The organism is Caenibius tardaugens NBRC 16725 (assembly GCF_003860345.1).
Classification (GTDB): domain Bacteria; phylum Pseudomonadota; class Alphaproteobacteria; order Sphingomonadales; family Sphingomonadaceae; genus Caenibius; species Caenibius tardaugens.
On sequence record NZ_CP034179.1, the window covers coordinates 516,436 to 537,187 of the forward strand.

Genomic DNA, 20,752 nt, shown 5'->3' on the forward strand with positions numbered 1-20,752 from the left:
TGTGAGGAGAGGAAAGCAGGCGCACTGAATTCCCGCAAGTGCGTTAACTAATCCAAATAACCGCAGTGATAGGCGAATATTCTTCTTGATCTGCAAATTCGCATCACACGGAATCGCGTCAAACACGCAATTCACATTCTTATGTCATTGAACATACGAGGTATTTTTCCGATTTATCCAAAGCCAATGGCGATCTCAGAACGATTCCGCCTTGGAGATGCGAGTCTTGCGGCTGTACCATTTCGGGGCGGATCGCCCGCGATAATTAACTGACTCGGGGAGATTTCCATCACCAGTGAGGTGCAGCGATGGGCCGCCGCCTTCCGCAAATAACCCCGGGAGGACGCCAAAACATTACTTCAACACTTTCGCCATGTTTTGAAATTTCACATCGAATACGAAATAACGATTCACATATGATTTTCTGATTTAGTGTAAATCACGGAATTCATACGATCTTCAGCGGACACAAGCATTGTGAAAATGCGCGCTGCCCCGGGCGCCACGGCGATCCATCCATGCCAACGATCGGGCACGCGACAAAACACATTATATTTTTATTATCAGAAACTTATTAAAAATCAGCACGCCCCGTCGATTGCCGGAAACTGATCTCCGAGACCCCTTCCAACCCGCAACATCTCGCCCCGACACCCGGATGGATCGCAGAGAAGGCAACCAGCATTCCGCACACGGACGGGCCACCGGATCGCCATCTCGGTTTGGCGGCTTGATCCTGACGGCACAGGACAGAAGATGGCCACGCCAGGTTCACGTCCGAGTCAATGCCCTTGGATGAACGACGTGGTCCGCATCGCGCAATGCAGCCGCATCGACAATGCTAATGCTCCGCGATAACAAAAAACCCAACATTATGACCCATGTAGGTCCAAAATGTTGCTATTCTGTAACATGCACAACAGGAATCAAACCGCCTTGTTGGGACACAATTGACAGACATGTGCGTTCTAAGCCCAGTGGGTTCATCTCACCTTCATGTAGGGGCTTGATCATGAATGGATTAATCTTCAAGAAAAGTCTTCTCACTTCATCAGCCGCAGTCCTCGCGACAGTGACCAGCGTATCGGCCTACGCACAGGAAGCGCCAGATCAGACCAACGCCGCCAGCAGCGATGACCTGATCATCGTTACGGGCACGCGCATTACCATTCCCAATTACAGCTCCCCCAGCCCGGTGGTGGCCATCACAGCGGATACCCTTCAGGAATCGGGGGACACCAACGTCACCCAGTACCTCACCCGGCTGCCCGCTCTGGTGGGCTCGGGCACCCGCGGCAGACTGGCGGGCGCCAGCGCGGACGCCTTCATTGGCTCAACGGGCCTCAATCTGCTCGACCTGCGCAATCTCGGGCCGGAACGCACGCTCGTGCTCGTCAATGGCCGCCGCCACGTGGCGGCTTTGCCCGGCACGGCTGCCGTGGACATCAACACTATCCCGACAGATCTGATCCAGCGGATCGACGTTGTAACCGGCGGTGAATCCGCGATTTACGGCGCAGATGGCGTGACCGGCGTCGTCAACTTCATCATGAAGCGTGACTTCGAAGGGCTGACGGCACGAGCACGATATGGCCTGTCCGAGAAGGGTGATGCGGACGAGACCGATCTGTCCATCACGGCCGGCAAGAATTTCTCGGAAGGTCGCGGCAATATCGCGATTTCCTATCAATACGGCAAGGAAGGCCGCCTCGAAGCCTGCGATCGCAAATATCTGTGCGGCAGCAACTATCGCGGCATGTATCGCAATCCCGCCGATGGGGATGACGATCCCAACATCTATGACTATATCCCCCAACGCAACATCAGCTTCTTCGATAGCGCCCGCGGTGGCGCGATCGACCTCGACTTCGATGGCATGCCCGACCTGAACCCCAATGGTTCCGCGTTCAACAATGGCCTTTTCGTGCCGCCTTATTATCACCAGAACGGATCGGGCACGCCCACGGCGGATTATCTGGGCAATCTCATCCCGGCCACCGAACGCCATATCGCGAACGCGCTGCTTTCCTACGAATTCAGCCCGGCCGCACGTCTCTTCGTGGAAGCGAAGTATGCGCACGTAAAATCCATGGCGACCGATCAGCCGACGTTCGATTTCTACAACTATCTGAGTGTCGACAATCCCTTCATGCCTGACGCCGTGCGTGCGCAGGTCATCCCGGGTCTGGCGGCCGAAGCATTCGAGATCGACGGCCTGCCCGATGGCGTTCTGATGAACCGCGACAACTTCGATCTCGGGGTTCGTGGCGAAAGCATCAAGCGCGAAACCATCCGTGCAGTTGTTGGGCTGGATGGCGAAATCAATTCGCACCTGAAATACGAAGTTTCATACACTTACGGCCAGACGAAAGTCGCCAATCGCATGATCGGCAACCAGTTGAACGATCGTTTCTTCGCAGCGATTGACGTGGTGAAGGACGGCGCGGGCAATCCGGTCTGCCGGGTTGCGCTGGAAGGGGCAGCCTATCAGCCCTTCCCCAGCTTCAACGGGTCGCGTCAGCCGACGGGTCCACTCACCTTCTCGCCCAACGAATGCGTTCCTTTGAACATTTTCGGCGATGGTTCCCCCTCGCAAAAGGCAATCGACTGGATCCGGGTCAATACGGTTGACCATGCCAAGCTGACGCAACAGGTCTTCAACGCTACCCTTACCGGCGATCTCGGGCAACTGTTTGAACTGCCCGCCGGGCCTGTACGCTTTTCCCTGGGCGGTGAATATCGCAAGGAAAAGAGCGTTTCGCGCCCTGACCCCCTGGTCAGCGAAGGCCTGACCTACACCAACGTGCTGGTTCCCGAATCCGGCAAGTATGACGTGTGGGAAGCGTTCGGTGAACTTTATGTGCCGCTGATCAAGGACAAGCCCTGGGCGAAGGAACTTTCGGTTGGTGGTGCCATCCGGTTCTCCGACTATTCGTCCATCGGCAAGACCACGACCTGGAAGGTCAACGGTCTCTGGGCCGTGAACGATGCGATCAGCTTCCGCGGCACTTATTCGCAGGCGGTGCGTGCGCCCAACATCGGCGAACTGTTCTCACCCGCCGGGCAGGATTTCCAGCGGATCGACGATCCCTGCGCCGCCTTGAACGTGAACAATGGGTCTTCCTCGCGTCAGGCGAACTGCCTTGCCTTGCTGACCAGTCTGGGCGTGGCCAACCCGGGCAATTACATCGACCCCAACAGCGCGACTGTTGCAGGGTTCCTGGGCGGCAACAAGGATCTGCGCGAAGAAACCGCCAAGACCTGGACCGCAGGCCTTGTGCTCCAGCCCGTTCCGCGCCTCCGCGTGGCGCTGGACTGGTACAACATCAAGCTGACCAATGCGATCAGCACCCCGCCACCGCAGGATCTGGCCGAACTTTGCGTCGATCAGCCGACGCTCGACAACCAGTTCTGCGCAGCGATCACCCGTGAGCCGGGCAGCGGCAAGATTGTCGAATTCATGCGTATCCCGCGTAACGTCGCACGCTGGAACACGGCCGGTCTCGATCTGACGCTCGACTACAGCATCCCCACCGACAACATGGGCATGTTCTCCATTCGGCTGGTCGGCGGTTACCTCGACAAGCTGGAAACCATTTCGATGCCGGGTGCCGAACCCGAAAACGAACGGGGCCAACCCTATCGGCCCAAATTCGTCGGCAACCTTGACCTGACCTGGGAAAAAGGCCCGTTCACAGTGAACTACGGCCTTGCATGGTTCAGCAAGACCTACCGCTTCGATTACAATACGATGCAGGCTAACCCCGATATCACCGAACCCAAGTACAAGAAGTACAAGGAACGGGCGCGCCACGATATCTACGCCAGCTACACGTATGACGAACGCTTCAAGCTGTTCGGTGGGATCCGCAACTTCACCAACCAGAAGCCGGATGTGGGCTCGCTCGCTTACCCGATCGATGCCGTGGGCCGGTTCTTCTTCCTTGGTGTGGAAGCAAAGCTCGAAAATCTGTTCTGACAACAGGGCAGGAATAGCAAAGGGGGTGGAGCGATGCTCCGCCCCTTTTTTGTTGCGCTAGCCGTTGTGGTCCCCCGCATTCACCCGCGCAATCATCCATTGCAGGGTCACGTCACCGATGGGGTTGAACACTTCCACACGGAACTGGTTTTCGAGATCGGCAAAGAATGTGAAATGGCGGAAGTGCCCCTGTTCCCCGTTCGGCAGGCTATAGCGCAAATCACGCGATGCGGTTGAAGGCAAGGCATACTCTTCCCACAAGGCCCTGAATTCCTCGCTCCCTTCCAGCAACGTGCGCACCAGATCCTGCAAACCTTGGTCCTGCATATTGCGCGCGAAAGCCCGGCGGAACATCGCAACCTGACTGCGCGCCGATTCCTGCCAGTCGGGCAGGACCGCGCGCACGGCATCGTCAAGAAACAGCGATATCAGCTGATTGTTCTGCGCAAACTGTTCGAAATTGCCGAAGAAGGCGCGAGCTGCCTGATTGCAGGCGATATAATCGGCCCGCGATGACAGTACGAATGCCGGGGCATAATGCATCGCATCGATAATCATCTGCACCGAAGGCAACACATCGTCCGCATCAGGTGGTGGTGCCCCGCCCGGCTCCTCCAGCCCCAGCCGCAAGAGTTGCCCCCGCTCCACCGGCGAAAGCATCAGCACATCGGCCATCTTGCCCAGCAGGCGCGGTGATGCGGTGACATCCACGCCCTGTTCCAGCTTGGTGTACCACGACACCGAAACATCGAGCAGCATGGCCATTTCCTCACGCCGCAAGCCCGTCGTCCGCCGCCTGCGCCCCTCGCTCAGGCCATGGTCTTCGGGGGACAGGCGCACGCGGCGCGAACGCAGGAACGCCGCCAGTTCGCGCCGCCGCCATGCATCGGCATCGTCAGGCTGCCGGCCAAGGGTATCACTCTGAGTCATAGGTTGTTCTGGCATACTACACAGCCACGAACAGAACTTCTACACATGCCGCAAGAGCCGCGCCGCATGCATGGCGCGATAACGAACGCTTGGGAAGGATTGCGATGAAACCTGACGTCAGCGACAAGGTCGTGCGGATTGCCGGTGCCTCGGGCGCCCTCAACGACAGCGTGATCGCGGTCCCGCAATTGCTGAAGGAAGCCGAGATGCACTATCTCGCCTTCGACTACCTCGGCGAAGGCGCCATGGGCATGATGCGGCGGCTCAGGGAAGCAGACCCGAAATCCGGCTTTCTTACGGATTTTGTCGATCTGCATATCGGCCCCTATCTCGCGGAACTGAAACATCGCGGGATCAAGGTGATTTCCAATGCGGGCGGCATGAATCCCGAAGGGCTGGCCGATATGATCCGCCAGCGCGCGGGTGAACTCAATCTGGACATCCGGGTCGGTGTCGTTACCGGCGACGATATCGACGCCATGGTCCCGGACCTGCGCGCGCAGGGTGTGCGGGAAATGTTCAACGACATCCCCTTCCCCGAAGGCAAGATCGGCAGCATCAATGCCTATCTCGGCGCCTTCCCGATCGCTGCGGCGCTTGATGCGGGCGCCGATATCGTGATTACCGGGCGCGTAGTGGACAGCGCGCTTATCCTTGGCCCGTTGATCCATGAATTCGGCTGGGGGCCGGAAGATTTCGATCTGCTCGCCGCCGGCTCTGCCGCTGGGCACCTCCTCGAATGCGGTACGCAGGTCACCGGCGGCACTTTCACCGATTGGCGCGACGTGCCCGATTGGGCCAATATCGGTTTTCCGATCGGGGAATGCCGGGCCGACGGTTCGTGCATTATCACCAAGCCCGAAGGGACCGGCGGGCTGGTTTCCATCGGCACCGTTGCCGAACAGCTGCTTTATGAAGTCAGCGATACCCGCGCCTATTACCTGCCCGATGTCGTCTGCGATTTCAGCGACGTGAAACTGGAACAGGTGGGCGAAAACCGGGTGCTGATGACCGGGGTCAAAGGCTACCCTCCAACCGACCAGTACAAGGTCTGCCTCACTTATGACGCTGGCTGGCGTTCGGTCGCACTGATTCCGATTGTCGGACTGGAAGCCCCGGCCAAGGCACGCCGCACGGCGGAAGCCCTGCTCAAGCGCACCTCCGATATCCTGCGCAACCGCAACCAGCCCGACTGGCAATTGACGCATGTCGAAGTGATCGGCACCGAAGCCAGCTATGCAAGCGCGGCCCGCCCGCTCGATCCGCGTGAAGTGCTGCTGAAGATCGTGGTCGATCATGAAGATCCGGGCGCGGCGGCGATGTTCAACCGCGAACAGTCGACCGCGATCATGAATATGGCCGTGGGCACATCGATTGCCCCGATAATCGCCGCGCCGCGCGCCTTCCCGCTGACGGAAGTGTTCCTGTTCCTGATCGACAAGGACAAAGTGCCCGCCCATGTGACACTGGAAGGCAAGGACGTTCCTTTTGCCGACCGGCGTGTATCGGGCTTCGACCCCGCCGCCCTGCCCGAACGCGCGGCTGCGGAAGCGGCGGCTGACGGCACGGAAGAGGTGCCCCTGCTCTCGCTTGCGTGGACGCGCAGCGGCGACAAGGGCCGCCTCTTCAACGTCGGCGTGATCGCGCGCAAACCGGAATATCTGCCCTATATTCGCGCCAGCCTGACCGCCGATACCGTGGCGGAATGTTATCGCGACCAGTTCGACAATCCGGCGGACAGGCGGGTTGACGCATACGACGCGCCGGGCTTTCATGCGCTGAACTTTGTGGTGCACGATGCCCAGGGTGGCGGGATCAGTATGTCGCCCCGGTTTGATGCGGCCGCCAAGACCATGGGGCAACGGTTGCTGGAAGTGCCCGTGAAAGTGCCCGCCGCCATGGCGCGCGCGATCGCGGAATAAAGAAACCTTCGACGGAGAGAGTCCATGCAGGACAATGATACCCCCTATCTTCTGCGCGGCATGAAGTCCGTGGCCACGGAAAGCAGCACGCTGATCAGTTCCTCCCCCTATCTCAACGACCCGCGCCTGCGGGACTGGATCGCGACCAGCTTTCTGCGCCGCAGCGGAAAGGATCGCCCCACATCAGCCGATGCCTATGCCCTGCACCTGATCCTGCGGGACATTCTCGATCTTGACCGGATCGAGGAACTGTTCACCGCGCAGCGCAAGACATCGCCCGAACTGGACCGCTGGTTCAGCGAAGGCTTTTCCTCGACGTTCACTGTCGATGAATTGCTGGCCTATCCCGAAGGCTCGCTGGGGTATGTGTTCGGACGTTATCTCGCGGATAATGCGTTCCAGATCGATATCGTGCCCCGGTTCGAACCCAAGAACCAGTTCGAATATTACTCGTTGCGCAGCGGCCAGACCCACGATCTGGAACACATCATCACCGGGGGCAATTTCGATATCCTGGGTGAACTGGTGCCCTATTATGCGCGGTTGACCAACGTCCCGCGTTTTCTCGATGCCGAACTCGCCGGTATGGTCAATGTCGGGCAATTGTTGGGCGCACAGCGGCTGATCTGCCGCACCGGGCTGCATTACCAGCAATCGTTTCTTGCCGCGATGGCGGCCTCACAGGGCGGTATGCGCGTTGGCCTGGAATCAGGCCCGATCTTCATGGCGAAGTATGAAGATGTCTTCCATCTGCCGATCCCCGAAGCCCGTGCAGCGCTGGGCATCAAGGGAGCCGAACAGATCGACACCGCCGAAGCGTCGCTTGCCTGGGAAGAATACGCCTGAAATCAATCGTTGCCCCGGCACGCCCGGGGCAACGACACTAACCCGGCGCAAGGCATACGGGCGCATACCTGTCATCCGTTTGTCACATTACCGGGTATAGTGGCATTCTGCGCATTGCCTGCACATGCCACATCGTCTAGCGCGCACGCCGCGTGACGATAGTGGAGGGTCATCATGACCATGCGGCAAATCGCTGTGCTCCCTTATCGCGCGGAGTCGCCCGCCGTTGATGCGCCCATACGCATCCTGCTGATCACTTCGCGCGGTAGTAAGGGGCGGTGGGTTATTCCCAAGGGACGGCCGATGAACGGCCTGCCTCCGCATGCCAGCGCCGCACGCGAAGCCGAAGAGGAAGCAGGCGTGCTTGGCGCCGCCTGCCCCACCCCGATCGGCAGCTTCCGTTTTCGCAAACGCCAGAAATCCGGCGCATCGATGTGGACCGACGTGCAGGTCTTCCCCTTCGCCGTGACCGACGAACTGGATAGCTGGGAAGAACAGCACGAGCGTGAACGCCGCTGGTTCACGCTGGATGAAGCGGCGCAAGCCGTGGAAGAAGAGGATCTGCGCGCGCTGATCCGGAGTTTCGGACCGCGCGAATTCCGCCGCGCTGCGCTGGGGCTAAATCTCATTGAAACAGTTGCGGACAAAACGGGGGTTAATGCCATGTTTGCCTGGTTCCAACGGCTGATTCCGCAACAGGGCAATTTCTTCGAGCTGTTCGAACAACAGGCGGCCACGCTTGTCGCAGGCGCCGATGCCCTTGCCCGCCTGCTGCAGGGCGGCCCGGGCACTGTCGATCACGTGCGCGAAATCGAAGAACGCGAACATGATGCCGACAACATAACCCGCGAAGTCCTGCAGGCCGTTCGCCGCACATTCCTGACTCCGTTCGACCGCGGTGCGATTACCAGCCTGATCGGCACGATGGATGACGCGATCGACGAAATGCACATGACAGCGGGTGCTGCCGATCTCTATGACATCACCGAGTTTGAGCCGGAAATGCGCGACATGGCAGCGATTATCGTCGATGCCGCGCGTCTGACCGCCGAAGCCATGCCGCTGCTGCGCAAGATCGCCGACAACGGCGTGCGCCTGCACGAACTGACCGAACGCCTCGTGCGGATGGAAGGGCATGCCGATGAAATCCACGCTGCCGGGCTCAAACGCATATTCCGCGAGATTGGCAGCCGCGATCCCCTGCAATTCATGGCGCGACAGGAAATGTTCAAGCGCCTTGAACGTGTGGTCGACCGTTTCGAAGACCTCGCTAACGAGATCGACGGTCTCGTAATCGATCATTCCTGACCGATAGCGGCATCCAACCATGGATCACAGCCTCGCCCTGCCCCTCCTGATCGGGCTGATCGCGCTCGCCCTCGCGTTCGACTTCCTCAACGGCCTGCACGATGCGGCCAACGCCATTGCCACCGTGGTTGCAACACGCCTGCTCTCACCGGTTGCCGCCGTGCTTTTCGCCGCTTTCGGCAATTTCGCAGCGTACTGGATCATGGGCCTGCATGTCGCCGAAACAGTTGGCAAAGGGATCATCGACAAGGATGTGGTGACACCTGCCGTCGTCTTCGGCGCGCTGGTCGGGGCGATGTTCTGGAACGTGCTGACCTGGATCAAGGGCATTCCTTCCTCCTCCAGCCACGCCTTGATCGGCGGCCTGCTGGGCGCAGGCATTGCCCATGCCGGACACGGCGCGGTGGAAGCATCCGGCACGATCAAGACAGTGGCAGCCATCTTCGTTTCCCCGATTATCGGCTTTGCCCTGGCGATGCTGATGATGCTGATCACAAGCTGGCTGTTCCGAGGGGTCCAGCCCCGTCAGGCCAACGGTGCGTTCAAGGGGCTGCATCTGATATCGTCCGCGGCCTATTCGATCAGCCACGGCGGCAACGATGCGCAGAAGACCATGGGGATCATCACGGTTCTGCTCTATTCCACCGGCCATCTCGGTGGGGAATTCCACGTGCCGGAATGGGTCGTGCTGTCCTGCTATTTTGCAATCGCGCTGGGCACGATGTCGGGCGGTTGGAAAATCATCAAGACGATGGGCAGCAAACTGACCAAGCTGAACCATCATTCCGGCTTCTGCGCCTCGACAGCGGGTTCGATCGTGGTCTTCGGGGCCAGCGCCGCCGGCATCCCGGTTTCCACCACCCACGCCATTACCGGCGCGGTCGTGGGCACGGGCGCCGCGCGCCGCGCCAGCGCGGTGCGCTGGAGCGTGGCGAGCCGCGTAATCGTGGCGTGGTTCATTACGATTCCGGCCAGCGCCATCGTTGGCGCGTTGTTCTATTACCTGACCCGCCTGTTCTGAGCGCTGCCCACGCTGCGGTGCCATCCGCCAATCGGGCCGATCAGGCTTTCAACCCGTCAATGATCGTGTCGACAAGATCGTCCGGAATGTCGCCCGCAATCCGCCGGTAACTGAACACGGTACGATAGATCACCGATCCCATCATCAGCTCGTACAGCGAATCCGCCTCCACCTCCTGTCGCATCAGGCCAGCCGCCTTGGCATCGGCAACCATCGCCGCGACGGCGGCCCGTGTTTCCTTTTCCGCCTCAATGGCCAGATCGCAGGGCGCCGCGGCTGCGGATGGCAGAGATGCCATGGCACCCAGCACGGCGGCCCGCATTTCAGGCCGGCTGTAATAGGCTGCGACATGTTCGAGGATGTTGCGGATCGTTGCGCGCAGATCGCCCGGCACAAGCGCAGTCGGCATGTCCCATTTGCGCCCGTAAGCAACATCGTTCAGCAGCTCGGCCTTGCTCGCCCAGCGGCGGTAGATGCTTGGCCGGGACACGCCCGAAACCCGCGCCAGAGCGTCGAACCGCAAGGCCTCGAAACCTTCTTCCGCCAGCATGGTTTTGACAGCACTCAGGATAGCCCGGTCATTTTCCGGTGACCGCGGCCGTCCTTGCACGCGCTTGCTGCCCTCAGTCATGCCCTCCCCCTCTTATTGTTTTTCACCGCGCCCGTATGTTTGATTCATGCAAAAAACACAACCTGCGACGCGGTCATTGCATTGCAATTTGTAATGTATATAGGCAGGCACAACCAACCGCAGAAATCATACGATCTGTATGGATTCGCCAAGAAAATAAATGATCACAAGGGAGTGAGGATGAACAGCGTTCGCTTTGACGACCAGGTTGCGATCGTGACCGGTGCAGGACGTGGCCTTGGCCGCGAATATGCACTCTTGCTCGCCGCACGCGGCGCCAAAGTTGTCGTCAATGATTATGCCTGCGCTGCCGATGGCTCCCCCGACGATAATAATCCTGCTGATGACGTTGTTCGCGAAATCGAACAGGCAGGCGGCAGCGCCGTAGCCGCGCGCTACAGCGTAACCGACAATGCGGCAGCCATTGTCGATACAGCCATTTCCGCGTTCGGACGGCTGGACATTCTCGTGAACAATGCCGGCATTTCCGGTGGCGGATGGTTCGCTGAAATCCCGATCGACGACTGGGCGCGCATGATCGATACCCATCTGGGCGGCACGGTCGCGGTTACCCGCGCTGCCTGGCCGCATCTCGCCCGGCAGGGCGCGGCCCGCATTATCAACTCCTCCTCCAACGCCTCTTTCGGCGCGCCGTTCACTACCCACTATTCGACCGCCAAATCCGCCATGATCGGTTTCACCCGATCCCTTGCCGAAGAAGGCGGCGCAGCGCAGATAACGGTGAATGCCGTCATGCCGGCAGCCTACACCCGCCTCACCGCGCAAATCCCCGATCCTGTGCTGCGCGATCATCTGGCCGCGAATTTCCAGCCGGAACGGGTCGCCGCATTTGTGGGATGGCTGCTGTCGACAGAGATCTCGGGTGAGATTTTCTCGGTCGGCGCGGGGCGTGCCGCACGCGTCGTACTGGCGGAAGGCCCGGCGGCGCTTGTGGCAGAAGACACCCCCGAAGCCTGGTCGGCGGTGGAAAGCCAGGTCATGTCACTGAACGGCTTGCGTGCGCCACTGAGCCTGATTGACGAACTGTGCGAACACCTTGGCGATCTCGGTGGAGACAGTGCTGCAATCGCTACGACAATCCGTGAATTGCCGAACTGGAAGCCCTGACACCCGGATTTGGCAGGCCTTTCCCCGAACCCTACGCGTCGACCTGATCGCCGCGCCTTCGTGCGGCCGGTTGCGAAAATGAAGGAGTATTGTGAATGAGCGATTTTGCGCAGAAGGTTGCCCTGGTCACAGGCGGTGGATCGGGTATCGGCCGCGCGGCATGCCAGCGCCTCGCCTTGGAAGGCGCCAGCGTCGTGGTGGTGGACCGTGACGAAGCGACGGCCCAGCGCACTGTCGAACTGATCACCGCCGCAGGTGGCAAGGCCATCGCCGTAACTGCCGACATCGCCAGCGAAGCCGATAACAAGGCCATGTTCGATGCGGCTGAACAGGCGTTCGGCGGGGTCGACGCTGCCTTCCTCAACGCAGGCATTCTCCAGCCCTATGTGCCCTTCGATCAGTTGTCGCTCGATACTTTCGACCGCGTGATTTCGGTCAATCTGCGCGGAGCCTTTCTGGGTGCGCAACAGGCGCAAGCGCGCCTGCGCCCGGGCGGAGCCTGCGTCGTCACCGCGTCCGGCGCCGGGATCATCGGGTTCGCCGAAGCGGCGGCCTACTCCATGTCCAAGCACGGGGTTGTCGGTCTGGTGCGCTCGGCCGCGGCATCATTCGCAGCGCGCAGCCTGCGCATCAATGCGATCTGCCCGGGCATGGTGCTGACCAGCATGAACGGATTGGCCGCAGTGGAAACGGTCGATGCGCCCGAAGACCTGACCGATCCGGAATATCGTGGCGCCCTTTCCGGGCAACAGGTCGCTGAAGTGGCTTTGTTCCTGCTCAGCCGCCGTTCGGTTGCCCTGAACGGCCAGGCACAGCTTGTGGACGCCGCGTCCCTGTCATCCTTCCCGCCCCTGCCGGAAGAAGCCCTGTCCGCGCGTTAAGCGCGGACACCCAGCCTACGAGAATCAAAAGTATTTCCGACCCAAACGGAAAGTTAAAGGGAGTGTTACAATGAGTTACTTGAAGTACGTCTGCGGCACATCGGCATCTGCCCTTGCGCTGGCGATCTGCGGCGCGCAGCCCGCATTTGCACAGACGGAAACCGACGAGCCCGCAGCACGCAGCGGCGGCGTTCAGGAAATCGTGGTGACCGCGCAGAAGCGTGAGGAAAACCTGCAGAAGGTTCCGGTGGCCGTGACCGCCATCACCTCCGAAGCGATTGCCAACGCCCGCATCGAAAACATCACCGACCTGCGCTCGATTGCACCGAACCTCTACGTCGTGCAGCAGCCGGGCGGCAGCGCCATCCCCACCACCGTCATGCGCGGTCAGGTTTCGGGCGCCGCATCGAACCCGACGGTCGACAACGGTATCTCGTACTACATCGACGGCGTTTACCTCGGTGCGCTGAACGGCCTCATCTTCGACATGTCGGATATCGAACGCGTCGAAATCATCCGTGGCCCGGCCGGCACGCTGTTCGGCACCAACTCCACCGGCGGCGCCATCAACTACATCACGTCGGGCCCCAAGGGCGAATTCGGCGTGAAGCAGGACCTGAGCTACGCCCGCTTCGGTTCGTTCCGCAGCAAGACCCGCATCGACACGCCCGAATGGAACGGGCTGAGCGCATCGGTCAGCTACCTGCATAACGAACGCAAGAGCAACGTCCGCAACTTCCGTCAGACGACGATGGACTACACCGCCTTCACCAATGGCGAACTCGGCAAGCTCACCTCGGTCAAGCGCCTGGGCGAAAGCACGACCGACGCAGTTCACGCCACCCTGCGCTGGAAGGACGTCGTCGAAGGGCTGACGCTCGACTACAAATTCGACTGGACGCGTGAAAAGTCCTCGGGCGCCCCGGTCTATCTGATCGGCCTGCCGGACACCCTGGGCGGCCTTGGTGCATATTATCAGATCGCAGCCCAGGCAGCTGGCGGCGGTCTGTCCTTGGACGACCTGATCCAGACCAAGCGCGGCAAGATCGCGTTTAACGACAACACCACGCCGACTCTCACCAAGACGCAGTCGCACCTGTTCGTCGCCAATTATCAGGCGAACGACTGGCTCAGCATCAAGAACTCCACCAGCTGGCGTTCGAACAAGCGTAGTGGGTTCACATCGAACCTCGATGGTACGGGCTTCCTCGACATCGCACCGAACACCCAACTCGGTCTGCTGACGGTTATGTGCTGCAGCCAGCTGAACCAGTTCAGCAATGAACTGCAGCTCAATATCGATACCGACAAGGTCACCGGTACGCTGGGTCTGTTCCACTACACCCGCCGGACCAAGCCGGGCAGCAACCCGTGGGGTATGCTGACCAACGAAACGTTCTCGGCCTATTACCTCGGCATGCGGTATGCCCCCGGATCGTCGATCGACGATTTCGATCGCAGCTTCCAGTATCGTGTCAAGCAGCAGGCCGCCTACGGCCAGCTGACCTATCACGTGAGCGATCAGTTCGATGTGACCGGCGGTCTGCGCTACACGCACGACGACAAGAACTTCTTCGACACGTCCAGTGGCCAACCCGGCGCGAACTACAACTATTCGAAGGGCAATTTCAGCTACCTCGTCAACCTGACCTGGAAGCCGACCGACAACACCATGGCTTATGCCAAGTACAGCACCAGCTTCATTGCTGGCGGTACGGCGGCGGGCCCGATGGCTGTTGATCCGGTAACCCACTTGCCGTTCATCGCCGCAGCCAAGACTTATGGTGAAGAAAAGGCGAAATCGTGGGAAGCGGGCGTCAAGACCGAACTGTTTGATCGTCGCCTGCGTGCCAACCTTGCCGTGTTCCACGTGACGTACACCGGTCTGCAGACCCCGCTGTTCAAATCGGGTGAACTGGTCACTGCACCAAGTGGTGAAGAAGTCATGTCGGGCGCGTCGCAGTACACCACCAACTTCGGTAAAGCGCGCGCTTACGGGTTGGAATGGGAATTCACTGCGGTTCCGACCGAAGGCCTCACGCTGGGCTGGTCGGGCAGCTACACCAACTTCAAGTACAAGAAGATCTCCGCAGATATTCTTGCTGCCGGTGGTGTAACCAAGGTCAGCGATTACCCGGTTTCGCAGCGTCCGAAGTTCATGACCAACCTTTCGGCACAGTATGTGATGCCGCTGGTGGACGATACCCGGCTGTCGCTGCAACTTGACGGCGCTTATCGTTCCACGATCAACGTCGGCACGCAGGAATTCAGCAATGCCGGCTTCGTCGCGGCAGGCTTGTCGTACGACCCGCGCTACATGAACGACCTGCTCAAGCAGAAGGGTCTGTGGACCCTCAATGCGCGCGCTTCGGTCATGGATATCGATGTCGGACCGGCCAAGGCCACCGTCTCGCTCTGGGGTCGTAACATCACCAACAAGCAGCGCCTGAACTTCATCGCCAACACCAGCATCACCGCTGCTGGCCTGTTCGATGATCCGGCAACCTATGGTGTCGATCTGAGCATCGAATTCTGATGCACCATCATTGATGCAATGGGCCTGCCGGGGGATAACCCTCCGGCAGGCCTTTTTGTTTGTATAACGGGGAGAGGAACCCAATCATGCGCTCTATCGTGACCACTACAGTCGATGGCCGTTCCCGCGTGCTCAAAGCCGAGGAACTGCCCGACCATTACTGGGTCAATCTCTGGTCGGTTTCCGCCGACGCGCCGCTGGGGGCGGACAATGCCGATGAAAACGCCGCCTTCCCGCCTGCCGGGATCGGATCGGCCAACTGGACCATGGTTTCCGTGCCGCCTGTGGAAGAGATGAAGGCCACGCTGGCGAAGGAAGGCACCGAAGGCATCGATGCCGATGGTTTTCATCTGACCAACACCGTCGATTTCGTCGTCATTCTCGATGGGCCGGTCGAACTGGTGCTGGATGATGAATCGATCACCGTACAACCGGGCGATCTGGTGGTCCAACGCAATACCAATCACGCCTGGTTCAACCATGGTGACAAGCCGATCCGCCTGCTCGCCCTGATGATGGGCCTGCCGCAATGAGCGGCAATCTGAGCAGCAGCCTGAATGGCAAGGTCGCGCTCGTCACCGGGGGGGCTAAGGGTATCGGGCTCGGAATATCCCGCCATCTGTTTCAGGCAGGGGCAAAGGTTGCGATCGCCGATCTGGACCAGGACAGCTTCGCACGCTCCGACCTCGCCAGTGAAAGCGAGCGGGTGCACTTCATTCAGGCCAACGCCACTGTGGAAGGCGATATCCAACGCGCGGTGGAAGAAACCGTATCGCGGTTTGGCGCGCTCGACTGCATGGTCTGCAATGCCGGTGGCCCTGCGGGGGCGCTCGGGCGTATTCTCGATACCACGGCAGAGGATTTCGACGATGCGCTGACCCTCACCCTCCGTTCGGCGTTTCTCGGCATTCGTGCGGCAGGGCGTCAGATGATCGCCAGCGGAACCGCTGGAAGGATCATCACGATCGGGTCGATCTCCGCCCAGGCCAATGGTGCCGGGCCGCCGATCTACAGCACCGCCAAGGCCGCGCTTGTCCGCCTGACGCAAAACGCCGCTGCGGAACTGGCCCCTCATGGCATTCAGGTGAACAGCGTTTCTCCGGGCCTGATCCTGACAGAAAACATGCGTTCCGCCGGATTTGCCGAACAGCATGTCAGCCAGTTCCAGCCGCTCAAAAAGGCTGGTCTGCCTGATCACGTCGGCGCAGCCGTGGTGTTCCTTGCCGGCGATGCGGCCGATTTCATTGCCGGTACCGATCTGGTCGTCGATGGGGCCGCGCTGGCGGAAGGGATCAACTTCTACGCCAAACTCGGCTTCGGCAACTGACGCAGGTCTTGCGGGGCAGGTATGCGCCTGCCTCGCAGAACCGGATCAATGCGCTGCGGACTGGTCCACAGGGCCTTTCGGCTTCGGTGTGATCCATACCAGCGCCGCCGCAAGGAACAGCGCGAAACAGGATAGCAGGAAGATGTGATTGATCCCGACGGCCAGCGCCTGTTGATCCGCGAGATTGTTGATTACCTGCCACCCCTGCGATGTCTGGAAACCGCTGTTCGCAAGATCGCGCAGCGTATCATCCGGCTGCAGGTTCGACACGATTTCACTGCGGGATACGCGCTGGGCATTGTCCCACAGCGTGAGAACGATCGACGCAGCGATGGCACTGGCCATCGTGCGCACGAAATTCTGCAAACCCGCCGCCGAAGCCACTTGCGAAGGGTGTACCGCACCCAGTGTAATGGTCGTCAGCGGCACGATGAAGAACGGCATGGCTATGCCCTGGATCATCTGGGGCAAGGCCAACGTCCAGAAATCGGCATCGGCCGTCCAGTGCGTTGTCCGCCACAGCGCCATCAGTCCCAGCCACGCCATGGCACAGGACACCATGATCCGCGGATCGACCTTGCCCACCATCCGCGCGGCAATGGCCGAAGTGGTCAATGCGCTCATCGCGGTAAAGGCGGTCACCAGCCCAGCCATGGTCGCGGTGTACCCCATGGACATCTGCAGCCATTGGGGGATCACCACGATACTGGCGAAGTAGGTGCCGAAACATAACGACAAGGCTATCAATCCGAACGAGAAGCCTCTGTTGGCAAACAGGCGCAGGTCCACCACGGGGTGGTCCTCCGTCAGTTCCCAGATGACGAATACCACGAACCCGACAAACGAACAGATTGCCAGACCGATCACGATTGGGTCGGAGAACCAGTCGTGTTCACGCCCGATATCGAGCATGATCTGCAGACACCCGATCCAGAATACGAGCAGAACCAGACCGACTGTATCGATCGGCAGCTTGATCTTTTCGCTTTCCAACGGGCGTAGAAGGGCAATCGCCGCGAGCGAGATCATCACCGCGATCGGCACGTTGATGAAGAATATCCAGTGCCAGCTCCAGTTGTCGCTGATCGTCCCGCCAAGAATGGGCCCCAGCGCCGGTCCCAACAGTGTGGTCATCGCCCATGTGCCCATGGCCCGCGCGCGCATTTCGGGCGGATAGAGCCGCAGCAGCAACGCCTGCGACATCGGCATGATCGGCCCCCCGCACAGACCCTGCCCGATGCGGCACAGCACCAGCATGTCGAGCGTCGGCGAAAGACCGCATAAGAGCGAGAAGATGCCGAACCCGGCCATGCTCGCGATGAACACCCTGACCGCGCCAAACCGCTGCGCCAGCCAGCCGGTCAGCGGCACACAGATGGCCTCCGACACGGCGTAGGAGGTGATCACCCAGGTGCCTTGTGACGCGGAAATGCCCAGATCGCCGGCAATATGCGGCACCGAAACATTGGCAATGGTCATGTCCAGCACGACCATGAAGTTGCTCAGAGCCAGCACCATCCCCGCGATAAAGCGCCGGGATGGCGGGATCTGCGAAAAGCTGGGCAAGGCGCCTGACACGAGGAAACTCAGTTACCCGAAAGGTCGATTTCGACTTCGGTCGACAGCCCCACCCTAAGCGGATGCTTGGCCAGTTCCTTCGGGTCCAGTTCGATCCGCACCGGCAGGCGTTGCACCACCTTGATCCAGTTGCCGGTCGCATTCTGCGCCGGGATCATCGACATCGATGCGCCCGTGCCACCGGAAAGGCCCGCCACTTTGCCATGATAGACCACGCTGCCGCCGTAAAGATCGCTGGTCACGGTTGCGGGCATGCCCACTTTGACCCGGCGCAGTTGGCGCTCCTTGAAATTGGCGTCGATATAAACGCTACCGACCGGGACAATCGTCATGATCGGGGTGCCCTGCGCCACGCGCTGGCCCACCTGCACCTGCCGCTTGGTCACCACACCGTCCACCGGGGCGCGAATGATCGCGCGGTCCAGATCGAGGCGCGCAGAATCGAGGCGCGCTTTCGCCGCCAGCACGCCGGGATCGGTATCTTCGCTGGAGCCGCGCACCAGCGCCTCACTCGCGTTGAATTCGCCGATGGCAGCGGCGCGGGTCGATTCCGCCTGCGCCACGGCAGCCCTTGCCGTCGCATAGGCGGCGCGGGCCTGTGTCAGTTCCTCGCCCGAAACCGCCCCGCTGCTGGCCAATGCCTCGCGCCGTTGGAGGTCAATACGGGCCTTGTCGAGATCGGCCCGCATCTGCGCAATCGTCGCTTCACGCGCCTTGACTTGCGATGCCAGCGAACTCGTGGTGGCGGATGCCTGACGAAACCGGCGCCGGGCATCGGCAAGATCGGCTTCGGCCTGCGCGACCGCGATCTTCGCATCGGAATCGTCCAGCCGCACGAGGATATCGCCGCGTTTGACGCTGTCCGTGTCACGCACCCGCACTTCGATGGCCTGTGCCGACATCAGCGGGGTCACCTGCGCCATTTCGGCGTTCACATAGGCATTATCGGTGCTGACCTGATTGCGGCCAATGAGCACGTACCAGAGCGCCCAGGCGATGCCGATCACCATCACCACACCAAGAACGCGCAGCAGCCAGGTGCGCCGCTGCTCCTGACGCCGGGCCTTGATAGCCAGTTCCTGCTCGGTTTCAGCAGGGGCCTGTGTCGCTTGCGGAGGTGCCGCTTCAGCCATGGGTATCTTCCTTGGGATCGGGAACGTCGGACAGATGGAAACCGCCGCCGAGAGAACGAACAAGTGCAATATCGAGCGAGAAGGCCCGCGCTTCCAGAACGGCAACCGCTTCGCGCGCGATCAGCAAACGGTCTTCTACATTCAGCACATCGATATAGGTCGACAAACCGCCCTGATAACGCAACCGTGCAATATCATAGGCTTGCTGCGACGCATGCATGGCATCGCGTGCATCGGCCAGACGCCGCGCCAACATCGACCGGCTGGTCACTGCATCGGCGACTTCGCGATAGGCGTTGAGCACCGTAGCATCGTAACTGGCAACCGCTTCATCATAGCCAGCCCGGACGCTACGGTACTGCCCGCTGATCGCGCCGCCGTGGAAAATCGGCAGGCTGATCGCCGGGCCGACATGGCCGTAAAGCGAATCCTTGTTGATCAGTTGATCGAGACCGAGCGATTGCAAACCGATCAGGGCATCGAGCCGCACCGCAGGGAAGAAATCAGCGCGTGCGACCTTGATCCGGCTGCCCGCAGCTTCGACCCGGGCCAAGGCCCCTGCGATATCAGGGCGGCGTGCGACAAGATCGGTGGTTATGCCGGCAGGAAGACCACGTGCGGCGGGCGCAGCCAGTTTCGGACGCGCAAGCGCAAGCCCGCGATCCGGCCCAGCCCCGACCAGAGCGGCGATCTGGTTCGAACGCAGAACGATCGCTTCTTCCGCAGCGGCAAGATTGGCGCGTGCCGTGGCCACGGTGGCATCGGCCTGACGCACGCTCCCACGGGTGTCCAGCCCATTGCGCTGGCGCTGGGCCACGAGATTCTGACTGGCCAGCCGGACTTTCAACGTTGCGTCCTGAATGTCGCGTTCGTCATAAAGCCGGTCGAGATCGGCATAGGCATCGGCAATCCCCGTCGCCAGAACCAGTCGTGCCTGCCGCACATCGTATTGCGCCGCCTTCACTTCCGAAGTCGCCGCCGCCAGTTCAGCCTTGTGTTTGCCCCAAAGGTCCAGATCGAACCCGATGCTGGTGGCAAGATCGCCGGTATCAAGCCAGCCCTTCGGCACGAATTCCTTGGGGAAGCCATTGTTATAGCTCTGCTTCGTCAGCGAAGCGGAACCCGTGGCATCGATTGTCGGGGCAAGCGGCGCCCCGGCCTGCCGGGCCATGCCCAGCGCCTTGCGGAAGCGTGCCGCCGCCACGGCCATATCGGGCGCATTCTGCAGCCCTTCCTCAATCAGCGCATTCAATTGCGGATCAGCATAGGCCGTCCACCATTGATCGCCCGGCCAGTTTTCCGTCGCCCCGGCAAAGCTGCGTTCCGCCGCCACAGAGGATGCGTCCCGCGGCAAAGGCTTCGGCCCAAGGTCAGGAACGGCGGCACAACCGCCCAGCCCGAGAGAGAGCATCGAAGCCGCGCCAACGAGCAATAACTGCAAGCGATTCTTAGACATAAAAGCGTACCATTCAGTATCAATTGCGCCATTGGTCCCGTCAGAAACGCTTGTCAAATGAAAAATCGTACCATAT

15 protein-coding genes are annotated in these 20,752 nt (G+C 60.5%); 10 read left to right on the forward strand and 5 right to left on the reverse strand.

All coding sequences use genetic code 11. The annotated features are described in order from the left end of the window. Positions 1 to 1,012: 1,012 nt before the first annotated feature. The gene (locus EGO55_RS02535; RefSeq protein ID WP_021689421.1) at positions 1,013 to 3,979 is read left to right on the forward strand and encodes a TonB-dependent receptor plug domain-containing protein; all 2,967 of its coding nucleotides are present in this window, start codon (positions 1,013 to 1,015) and stop codon (positions 3,977 to 3,979) included. Positions 3,980 to 4,036: 57 nt separating this feature from the next. Here EGO55_RS02535 and EGO55_RS02540 read toward each other — a convergent pair whose 3' ends face one another. Then, entirely contained in the window at positions 4,037 to 4,909 is an 873-nt protein-coding gene (locus tag EGO55_RS02540) for a helix-turn-helix transcriptional regulator (protein WP_021689422.1), read from the reverse strand. Between the two features lie 104 nt (positions 4,910 to 5,013). Here EGO55_RS02540 and EGO55_RS02545 point away from each other — a divergent pair, with 104 nt between their 5' ends. The 4 genes from EGO55_RS02545 (at position 5,014) to EGO55_RS02560 (ending at position 10,006) form a co-directional block, all read left to right on the forward strand. Continuing rightward, a complete protein-coding gene (locus EGO55_RS02545) occupies positions 5,014 to 6,831 on the forward strand; it encodes an acyclic terpene utilization AtuA family protein (RefSeq protein ID WP_021689423.1) in 1,818 nt (605 codons plus the stop codon). A 24-nt stretch (positions 6,832 to 6,855) separates the two neighbouring features. Then, positions 6,856 to 7,677, forward strand: a complete 822-nt coding sequence (locus tag EGO55_RS02550; protein ID WP_021689424.1) for a Coq4 family protein — start codon at positions 6,856 to 6,858, stop codon at positions 7,675 to 7,677. Positions 7,678 to 7,857: 180 nt separating this feature from the next. After that, positions 7,858 to 8,985, forward strand: a complete 1,128-nt coding sequence (locus EGO55_RS21450; RefSeq protein ID WP_084619951.1) for a DUF47 family protein — start codon at positions 7,858 to 7,860, stop codon at positions 8,983 to 8,985. A 19-nt stretch (positions 8,986 to 9,004) separates the two neighbouring features. Beyond that, positions 9,005 to 10,006 carry an inorganic phosphate transporter gene (locus EGO55_RS02560; protein ID WP_021689426.1) on the forward strand — a complete coding sequence of 334 codons (1,002 nt, stop codon included), beginning with the start codon at positions 9,005 to 9,007 and terminating at the stop codon, positions 10,004 to 10,006. 40 nt (positions 10,007 to 10,046) lie between these two features. Here the strand turns inward: EGO55_RS02560 and EGO55_RS02565 are convergent, their stop codons facing one another. Continuing rightward, the gene (locus EGO55_RS02565; protein WP_021689427.1) at positions 10,047 to 10,637 is read right to left on the reverse strand and encodes a TetR/AcrR family transcriptional regulator; all 591 of its coding nucleotides are present in this window, start codon (positions 10,635 to 10,637) and stop codon (positions 10,047 to 10,049) included. Positions 10,638 to 10,817: 180 nt separating this feature from the next. On the opposite strand from EGO55_RS02565, the gene EGO55_RS02570 reads away from it, so the two are divergent. The 5 genes from EGO55_RS02570 to EGO55_RS02590 all read left to right on the forward strand — a co-directional run bounded on the left by EGO55_RS02570 (position 10,818) and on the right by EGO55_RS02590 (position 16,509). Further along, positions 10,818 to 11,765, forward strand: coding sequence for an SDR family NAD(P)-dependent oxidoreductase (locus tag EGO55_RS02570; protein ID WP_021689428.1), 948 nt, complete (start codon positions 10,818 to 10,820; stop codon positions 11,763 to 11,765). A gap of 95 nt (positions 11,766 to 11,860) precedes the next feature. Further along, a complete protein-coding gene (locus EGO55_RS02575) occupies positions 11,861 to 12,646 on the forward strand; it encodes an SDR family NAD(P)-dependent oxidoreductase (RefSeq protein WP_021689429.1) in 786 nt (261 codons plus the stop codon). A gap of 70 nt (positions 12,647 to 12,716) precedes the next feature. Beyond that, on the forward strand, positions 12,717 to 15,182 hold the full coding sequence (locus EGO55_RS02580; RefSeq protein WP_021689430.1) for a TonB-dependent receptor: 2,466 nt from the start codon (positions 12,717 to 12,719) through the stop codon (positions 15,180 to 15,182). 86 nt (positions 15,183 to 15,268) lie between these two features. Continuing rightward, a complete protein-coding gene (locus tag EGO55_RS02585) occupies positions 15,269 to 15,715 on the forward strand; it encodes a cupin domain-containing protein (protein WP_021689431.1) in 447 nt (148 codons plus the stop codon). Next, positions 15,712 to 16,509, forward strand: coding sequence for an SDR family NAD(P)-dependent oxidoreductase (locus EGO55_RS02590; RefSeq protein WP_021689432.1), 798 nt, complete (start codon positions 15,712 to 15,714; stop codon positions 16,507 to 16,509). Before EGO55_RS02585 ends, EGO55_RS02590 begins: the two co-directional genes overlap by 4 nt. A gap of 45 nt (positions 16,510 to 16,554) precedes the next feature. Here the strand turns inward: EGO55_RS02590 and EGO55_RS02595 are convergent, their stop codons facing one another. Genes EGO55_RS02595 through EGO55_RS02605 form a run of 3 tightly spaced genes read right to left on the reverse strand, consistent with a single transcriptional unit; the run spans position 16,555 to position 20,676 of the window. After that, positions 16,555 to 18,087 carry a DHA2 family efflux MFS transporter permease subunit gene (locus tag EGO55_RS02595; RefSeq protein WP_040715140.1) on the reverse strand — a complete coding sequence of 511 codons (1,533 nt, stop codon included), beginning with the start codon at positions 18,085 to 18,087 and terminating at the stop codon, positions 16,555 to 16,557. An 8-nt stretch (positions 18,088 to 18,095) separates the two neighbouring features. Continuing rightward, positions 18,096 to 19,220, reverse strand: coding sequence for an EmrA/EmrK family multidrug efflux transporter periplasmic adaptor subunit (locus EGO55_RS02600; RefSeq protein ID WP_021689434.1), 1,125 nt, complete (start codon positions 19,218 to 19,220; stop codon positions 18,096 to 18,098). Beyond that, positions 19,213 to 20,676: an efflux transporter outer membrane subunit gene (locus EGO55_RS02605; RefSeq protein ID WP_021689435.1), complete on the reverse strand. Its 1,464-nt coding sequence runs from the start codon at positions 20,674 to 20,676 to the stop codon at positions 19,213 to 19,215. The genes EGO55_RS02600 and EGO55_RS02605 overlap by 8 nt, the downstream gene beginning before the upstream one ends. Positions 20,677 to 20,752 lie beyond the last annotated feature (76 nt).